We start from the raw sequence: 6,663 nt of genomic DNA on the forward strand, positions 1-6,663 counted from the left end.
GCAGCAAACCGGTGACAATAAGGTCGCTAACACTATCAGTCATGCCATCCTTGGGGCCGTGGTTGCCGAGCTACAAGGTAACTCAGCTGTTGTTGGCGGAGTTGGTGCAGCGGTCAGTGAGCGAGGCGCAGAAGTGATTGCCAGTATTCTTTATCCGAATAAAAGTATAGATGAATTAACTCAGGATGAAAAACAACAAGTCAGCGCACTCGCCCAACTGGCCACCGGTCTGACTATTGCCGCATTAGGTGGTGATGCTCAGGATATTAATACCGCTATTGCTGGTGGTAAAAATGCGGTTGAGAATAATGCTATGAGCTGGGGCGACGGTGGTGGATTTGGTGGGGATATTGTAGGTCTTTCACCTGAAACAGGAGCAAATTATGACGGCATCCTCCATGCCTCAGCAGCGGGTTATTTAACGCCAGAAGAAACAACTCAGCTGATTGATGATATGAACTCAGGCAGGTTCATGTATGATCCACTGAGAGAAGATTTAAAACGTTTACCTGAAGATATTGCAATATTAACCACTCCATATGGTGACTATATTGCTTTCAGGGATGCTGAAACCTGGGGTGATTATGCAATAGCAGCTGTCGGTGCATTACCATTTGCAAAATACATTAAAGTAGCTGGAAAAATTGTTAAAATAGAGACTAAAGCTGGGCAAGCATTAGTGAAAGAAGCTGAAAAGGCTTATCATTCCGGTGATATCGCCACAGGTAATCAACTCATGAATCAGGCTGCCAGCCATGGAACGACGGTTGAAACTACGGTTGTAAGAAATAGTGGTGCCGGAAAGGGAAATGTTAATTCAGAAAAAGCTTTAAGTGCCAGTGAAAAAAGAGCTATAAAGGCACTTGAAGAACAAATACAGTTGCATGAAAAGAAATTAAAGGAATACATAAAAGATCCGTATTCTTTTGATAATAAAGACTTTTTAAAAAATGCTCCAAATGATGAAGTTAGGCAAAATATTATAAATAGTAGAATTAAACATTTAGAACATGAAATAAATACTTTTAAAAAGAATATAGATAAAATAAAAAAAGGAAAAGATTAGTTATGGGTATTGATTTAAATAAGATTGAAATTATATTTAATTTAATTATTGATAAATTGAAAAAAGATGGCATTCATAAAATATCTCTTGATGATGATTTTTATTGGAATATTCCATCAGATTTACTATATGACCCTTATAACAAACCAAATCAATTTGATATGGGACAACTAAGTGAAGATTATGATTTTTTATTAAATTCAATTGAGAAAGATATTATTATAAATGGAGATTTGAGAAAATTATCTTATCTTTTAAGATATATAGCGGATAAATTAGATCAATAAAACTAGATTTTCAGTAGCGTTTAATCTTTTATTTCAATGTGTTCAACTATGCACAAGAAAACACCATAAAAAGATTGGATTATTATATGTTATCTATATAACTAATAGTCAATGAATTGCAAATTCAATAATCAACTTGTCCAGCTCAATCTTAATTATAACAGGGCAGCCTACATAAAAGCCGAATTGCTTCTGCCAACTGCCTTTAATTGTTAGTTGTGGTCTGGGGTTGGGTTTTGTGCCTTGTAGCACGTAACCCACGGTATAAAATCGCTCAGTGGTTAGCTGGTTAGCGTTGGTGGTACACCGTTAATCTGCGCTATTATTTACTGTGTTGTGTTACTTCTCTTGTTTAGTTCGCCATGTTTTAATCAACCAATCAACTGTTTAGCCTGATGTTTTAAAATCATCGCATCTAAAATCTCTTTTATTGACTTCTGCTGTCAGCAGTCATCTGCTTGACCGTCTCAAACTTAAGCTCATCTTGTGGCTTTAGTTCCTCGCTTTTTCAACTATCCACTAATCAGAATCATAGCGAAAATAAAGCGGATTATAAAGTCAGTAGCAGCAGTGTTGGCGTCAGCACCATTGGCATGCCATCAATGCCAGCCGGTTATAATAAAAAAGACAATGAACAATCGATAACGCATTCAGCGGTGTCCCAAGGCACCATCATCATCCGCAATGAGAATGAACAAAAGCAGGATATCAATGAGTTAAGTCGGGATACCGAGCATGCCAGTAATGAACTTAAGCATATCTTTGATAAAGAAAAAGAACAAAGCAAAATAGACCAAACCCGGTTAGTGAGTGAAATTAGTGGTGAAACACTCACCATGCTCAACACCATAGACCGCATTAAAGCGACAGAAGAGGCGAAAAAAGCGGTAGAGGACAAAAAACAAAAATCCAATAAACCGTTAACCGACAAAGAACAACAAGAAATATATAAAGAAGCCTACGACAAAGCGATGAATGAAGGGATGTCAGCGATGGGAAGTAATACCCGTCAAGGCATCGACATGGCGATTAATATCATCAATGGCTTAATCACCGGCGACATGACCGGTGCGGTAGCTGGTGCATTGGCACCAAAACTGGCCACGATAATTAAGCAGCAAACCGGTGACAATAAGGTCGCTAACACTATCAGTCATGCCATCCTTGGGGCCGTGGTTGCCGAGCTACAAGGTAACTCAGCTGTTGTTGGCGGAGTTGGTGCAGCGGTCAGTGAGCGAGGTGCAGAAGTCATTGCCAGTATTCTTTATCCGAATAAAAGTATAGATGAATTAACTCAGGATGAAAAACAACGAGTCAGCGCACTCGCCCAACTGGCCACCGGTCTGACTATTGCCGCATTAGGTGGTGATGCTCAGGATATCAATACCGCTATTGCTGGTGGTAAAAATGCGGTTGAGAATAATGCTTTAAGTCGTGATGATTCATGGCAGAAAAAAGGAATCGAAGGTAAGCTTTCTTTCACAGAAATGACGGATGAAGAAAGAGCATATTATTTAGATAAATTAAAACAGATTAATGAGCTTGATGAGAAAGATGATAAGGCATTTTTGGATGCTTGCGCCGGTAGCGGTAATAATACTACTGCTGCTTGTGGTGCTCAATTAGCTAAACTCAGAGCCTTTAAAGACGAATATGAAATTTATTTTGGACGCTACCCTTACAGTGAATATTTACAAGATGACTATAATAAAATTATCGGCTATTTAAATCGTTACACCCCAGATGAGTGGAGTTATGCGATTAATAACTATGCCAAAGAAAATAATATTAGTTATGAGGAAGCGGCATCTAAATTTAAATTTGCCATGTATACACAAAAAATAGCGGATGTAATTTCATTATATTATGGTGTTAAAGGCGTAGGTATTGTTAACGGTAAAATAAGTGCGGTAGATTTAGCTAAAGCAGAAAAGGCGATTAATGAATATAATGCATTTAAGCAAGAATTAAATGCTGGAAAGGGAACTACTACCAACAAACCATTAGACAAAACAGATTTAGAGCTACAACACGGAAAAGGCAATGTTGAACAAGGTGGTGGAAATTATAAAGAGACTAAGGATAAAATACTGGATAATCAGGACACCAATCAGAAAGGAAATCAATCAAATAACTTTGAACAACACGCAAATAATGAAAACAAATTAGCTGAAAATTGGAATAGCACGAATGAAGCTCATAATGCTGCTAATGCCTCAAAACTTAATGCAAAATTGGTAGGAAAAGAAATATCAAATGGGCATGCTTATAATAAACATGTTATTAAACAGGAAGAATTTAAGGATTTAGGTATTACAACAAAAGAACAATTTGCAACGCACATTGAAAATGTAGTTTCTAATCCTACATCTTTTAAAGAGTTATCAGGAGGAAGAACCGCATATTGGCACGAACAAACAGGAACAGTAGTTATACGAAATCCGAAAGCAAAAGATGGTGGAACTGCATTTAGACCCGTAGATAAACGTAAATATTTTGATGACTTGAAATAGAGGTTAATAAAATGAAATTAATTCAATTGGATAAAGGTAATTCGGCAGTAATTTTATCAAAAGATGAGCTTTATATCATTCGCTCGATTATAGGTGAAATATATGCTGGTGTATGTGTTGATTCAGAAGAGTTTGAGACAATTCACGGTATTGAAAAAGATTCTGTTTTAAAATTGAAGCATGATATTTATGAAATATATAATCAATTAAAATAAAAAATAATAACCTCTAAAAATATAAGGTTTTATTTTTATATTTTGCTTAAGCTGGAAAGGGAACGGCAGGGTCTTTACAAGGAAAAACACTCGGTGAGTATACGGCAATAAAACCAGGCCCGCTAACGGATGATTTAGCAGGGATTTTTACTGGCGGCAAGTATAAAGAAGTTGTATTACAACAAGACACTATCCTATATAGAGCAGGTACAGCTGATAAGCCATTTGGTCAATTTTTTAGTGTGGAACCCCCACAAGGTGTTTTACAAACACGCATAGATAAAGCGGTCTTACCACAATGGCCTAGTGGAGGTACTTCACCTATTGATTCATCAATAGCTATAAAGATCCCCGCAGGTACAAAAGTTTACGTTGGTGAAGTTAGCTCTCAGAATGGAATTTATGTCGGTGGAACACAGCAAATAGTTGTCCCTAAATCATGGACAATAAAGGGAACAGAGATTATAGAGGTTAAACCATTAACATGATGAATAATATTGAAAAGATAAAAGAGATCCTTGTTGAGATATCGACATTATTAATAAAAGGTAACTATCCTGATTGGGGAAACATCTTTATAAAATTTAGTAAGGAAATAGAGTCTGATCCTGAGTTTATAAAAAGCGAGCTATCAAAGCTTTATGGTGGCATGGGCTCTTTTAATGACATTGTGCTTTATGAGGATAGAAAACCATTGATAGATGAAAATGATAGGTTATATTTTTTAAGGACACAACTATTTGAATTAATTAACCATTAATAACATGATCCCAGCCTAAAAATGGGATCATTTTATTCACTTTCTAGAGCTGCAACGCAAGTTCAATAATTAACTTGAACTGCTCAATCTTAATGATGACAGGGCAGCCTACATAAAAGCCGAATTGCTCCAGCCATCTACCTTTAATAATCAGCTGTGGTCTGGGGGTGGGTTTTGAGTCTTGTAGCACATAACCGATAGTATAAAATCGTTCATTAAGTTGCGATGCAGGCTCTTTGCCTGTAGCTGATTTTAGCTTAGAATGTATATTAGCCATAGTTAACTTCTTTGAAGTTAGTTGTGGTTAGCTGGTGAGCTGTGGTGGCTCATCGTTAATCTGCGCTATTATTTACTGTGTTGTGTTACTTCTCTTGTTTAGCTTGCCCTGTTTTAATCAACCAATCAACTGCTTAGCCTGATGTTTAAAATCATATCGAAAATAAAGCGGATTATAAAGTCAGTAGCAGCAGTGTTGGCGTCAGCACCGTTGGCATGCCATCAATGCCAGCCGGTTATAATAAAAAAGACAATGAACAATCGATAACGCATTCAGCGGTGTCCCAAGGCACCATCATCATCCGCAATGAGAATGAACAAAAGCAGGATATCAATGAGTTAAGTCGGGATACTGAGCATGCCAGTAATGAACTTAAGCATATCTTTGATAAAGAAAAAGAACAAAGCAAAATAGACCAAACCCGGTTAGTGAGTGAAATTAGTGGTGAAACACTCACCATGCTCAACACCATAGACCGCATTAAAACGACAGAAGAGGCGAAAAAAGCGGTAGAGGACAAAAAACAAAAATCCGATAAACCGTTAACCGACAAAGAACAACAAGAAATATATAAAGAAGCCTACGACAAAGCGATGAATGAAGGCATGTCAGCGATGGGAAGTAATACCCGTCAAGGCATCGACATGGCGATTAATATCATCAATGGCTTAATCACCGGCGACATGACTGGTGCGGTAGCTGGTGCATTGGCACCAAAACTGGCCACGATAATTAAGCAGCAAACCGGTGACAATAAGGTCGCTAACACTATCAGTCATGCCATCCTTGGGGCCGTGGTTGCCGAGCTACAAGGTAACTCAGCTGTTGTTGGCGGAGTTGGTGCAGCGGTCAGTGAGCGAGGCGCAGAAGTGATTGCCAGTATTCTTTATCCGAATAAAAGTATAGATGAATTAACTCAGGATGAAAAACAACAAGTCAGCGCACTCGCCCAACTGGCCACCGGTCTGACTATTGCCGCATTAGGTGGTGATGCTCAGGATATTAATACCGCTATTGCTGGTGGTAAAAATGCGGTTGAGAATAATGCTATGAGCTGGGGCGACGGTGGTGGATTTGGTGGGGATATTGTAGGTCTTTCACCTGAAACAGGAGCAAATTATGACGGCATCCTCCATGCCTCAGCAGCGGGTTATTTAACGCCAGAAGAAACAACTCAGCTGATTGATGATATGAACTCAGGCAGGTTCATGTATGATCCACTGAGAGAAGATTTAAAACGTTTACCTGAAGATATTGCAATATTAACCACTCCATATGGTGACTATATTGCTTTCAGGGATGCTGAAACCTGGGGTGATTATGCAATAGCAGCTGTCGGTGCATTACCATTTGCAAAATACATTAAAGTAGCTGGAAAAATTGTTAAAATAGAGACTAAAGCTGGGCAAGCATTAGTGAAAGAAGCTGAAAAGGCTTATCATTCCGGTGATATCGCCACAGGTAATCAACTCATGAATCAGGCTGCCAGCCATGGAACGACGGTTGAAACTACGGTTGTAAGAAATAGTGGTGCCGGAAAGGGAA

8 protein-coding genes and 1 pseudogene are annotated in these 6,663 nt (G+C 38.3%); 7 read left to right on the plus strand and 2 right to left on the minus strand.

Annotated elements, in window-relative coordinates:
* Both A9G09_RS03020 and A9G09_RS03025 read left to right on the plus strand, forming a co-directional pair.
* Window positions 1-1,066 (plus strand): VENN motif pre-toxin domain-containing protein (locus tag A9G09_RS03020; protein ID WP_176700938.1); only part of this gene is annotated, 1,066 nt, incomplete at its 5' end.
* A 2-nt stretch (window positions 1,067-1,068) separates the two neighbouring features.
* On the plus strand, window positions 1,069-1,353 hold the full coding sequence (locus tag A9G09_RS03025) for a hypothetical protein (RefSeq protein ID WP_065633440.1): 285 nt from the start codon (window positions 1,069-1,071) through the stop codon (window positions 1,351-1,353).
* A gap of 108 nt (window positions 1,354-1,461) precedes the next feature.
* Here A9G09_RS03025 and A9G09_RS13230 read toward each other — a convergent pair.
* A pseudogene (locus A9G09_RS13230) lies at window positions 1,462-1,617 on the minus strand (SymE family type I addiction module toxin); the annotation flags it as partial.
* Between the two features lie 194 nt (window positions 1,618-1,811).
* On the opposite strand from A9G09_RS13230, the gene A9G09_RS03030 reads away from it, so the two are divergent.
* The 4 genes from A9G09_RS03030 to A9G09_RS03045 all read left to right on the plus strand — a co-directional run bounded on the left by A9G09_RS03030 (window position 1,812) and on the right by A9G09_RS03045 (window position 4,841).
* Complete coding sequence (locus A9G09_RS03030) at window positions 1,812-3,866, plus strand: VENN motif pre-toxin domain-containing protein (protein WP_065633441.1); 2,055 nt, start codon at window positions 1,812-1,814, stop codon at window positions 3,864-3,866.
* An 11-nt stretch (window positions 3,867-3,877) separates the two neighbouring features.
* A complete protein-coding gene (locus A9G09_RS03035; RefSeq protein WP_065633442.1) occupies window positions 3,878-4,081 on the plus strand; it encodes a hypothetical protein in 204 nt (67 codons plus the stop codon).
* 242 nt (window positions 4,082-4,323) lie between these two features.
* The gene (locus tag A9G09_RS12825; protein WP_065633443.1) at window positions 4,324-4,569 is read left to right on the plus strand and encodes a hypothetical protein; all 246 of its coding nucleotides are present in this window, start codon (window positions 4,324-4,326) and stop codon (window positions 4,567-4,569) included.
* Window positions 4,566-4,841, plus strand: a complete 276-nt coding sequence (locus tag A9G09_RS03045; RefSeq protein WP_065633444.1) for a hypothetical protein — start codon at window positions 4,566-4,568, stop codon at window positions 4,839-4,841. Before A9G09_RS12825 ends, A9G09_RS03045 begins: the two co-directional genes overlap by 4 nt.
* Window positions 4,842-4,884: 43 nt before the next feature.
* On the opposite strand, the gene A9G09_RS03050 is transcribed toward A9G09_RS03045, so the two are convergent.
* A complete protein-coding gene (locus A9G09_RS03050) occupies window positions 4,885-5,118 on the minus strand; it encodes a SymE family type I addiction module toxin (protein ID WP_065633445.1) in 234 nt (77 codons plus the stop codon).
* 215 nt (window positions 5,119-5,333) lie between these two features.
* On the opposite strand from A9G09_RS03050, the gene A9G09_RS03055 reads away from it, so the two are divergent.
* Window positions 5,334-6,663: VENN motif pre-toxin domain-containing protein (locus A9G09_RS03055; protein WP_176700940.1), on the plus strand; the 1,330-nt coding region annotated here is incomplete at its 3' end.

This window comes from Gilliamella sp. wkB292 (assembly GCF_001690235.1).
GTDB lineage: Bacteria > Pseudomonadota > Gammaproteobacteria > Enterobacterales > Orbaceae > Gilliamella > Gilliamella apicola_F.